This window comes from Pseudomonas sp. A39 (assembly GCF_058145955.1).
In genome coordinates this window covers 1-598 of sequence record NZ_JBYVMD010000131.1, presented here as the reverse complement: position 1 = coordinate 598, position 598 = coordinate 1, and the positions used below count along the sequence as shown (strand labels likewise).

The window sequence follows — 598 nt, the reverse complement described above, 5'->3', positions numbered from 1 at the left end:
GCTCTGGCACGCGCGCTGTATGGCGGGCCACGCCTGATCGTGCTGGATGAGCCCAATTCCAACCTCGATACGGTCGGCGAAGCCGCCTTGGCCAGCGCCATCGTGCAGATGAAAGCCCAGGGCAGCAGCGTGGTGCTGGTGACCCACCGGTCTTCGGCGTTGGCCCAGGCCGACAAGCTGTTGGTACTCAACGACGGGCATCTGCAAGCCTTCGGGCCCAGCCAAGACGTGCTGCGCGCGTTGTCCGGTCAGCAGGAAGCGCCAAAGGAGAAACCCGGCGTGAGTTTCAGTCGTCAGTATCAAGCCGGAAGGAATCCAGGCGCATGAGCAGCCTTACTGTTGAACCCCGTTTCAAAGAGCACGACGCCCGGTTTTTCGTGCGCATGGGCTGGTGGCTGACTGTGGTCGGTGCCGGCGGGTTTTTCCTTTGGGCCAGCCTGGCACCGCTGGACCAGGGCATTCCGGTACAGGGCACGGTGGTGGTGTCGGGCAAGCGCAAGGCGGTGCAGACCCTCAGCCCTGGCGTGGTCAGCCGGATTCTGGTGAAGGAGGGCGAGCATGTGAAACAGGGCCAGCCGCTGTTTCGCCTCGACCAGAC

2 pseudogenes are annotated in these 598 nt (G+C 63.9%); both read left to right on the top strand.

Annotated features, from left to right (window positions below):
* Window positions 1-327 (top strand): annotated as a pseudogene (locus tag AC3ZU9_RS31525) (type I secretion system permease/ATPase); the annotation flags it as partial.
* A pseudogene (locus AC3ZU9_RS31520) lies at window positions 324-598 on the top strand (hemolysin D); the annotation flags it as partial. The pseudogenes AC3ZU9_RS31525 and AC3ZU9_RS31520, both read left to right, overlap by 4 nt.